Raw genomic sequence first — 281 nt, forward strand, 5'->3', positions numbered from 1 at the left:
CCTATAAACCGCATAACGGCGCGGTTTTTGCCGTTCTCACTGCCGTTCTCACTATGGTGTTTTAGTGAGAACACCTCGTGGTCTAATTTTCTAATTCTTCCACCGCAGAACGACGAATGGCGATGCACCAGGTGGGTTGTCCGTTGATTCGGATGCGCTTTTGGTGACGACCACCTTGGGTCTCTAACCATTGGCGCTCCGCCCAGGCGGGGATGATTTCTTCGGGGTTGTATCCATTCTCGCGAAGGAACTTGGCGAGGCGGTCGGGGATGATATAGATG

The 281-nt window shown here is 53.0% G+C and carries 1 protein-coding gene; it reads right to left on the reverse strand.

The window, feature by feature from the left end:
• Positions 1-82: 82 nt before the first annotated feature.
• Positions 83-281: hypothetical protein (locus J3482_RS20440; RefSeq protein WP_206923124.1), on the reverse strand; the 199-nt coding region annotated here is incomplete at its 5' end.

The sequence above is a fragment of the Alicyclobacillus suci genome (genome assembly GCF_017329615.1).
GTDB lineage: Bacteria > Bacillota > Bacilli > Alicyclobacillales > Alicyclobacillaceae > Alicyclobacillus > Alicyclobacillus suci.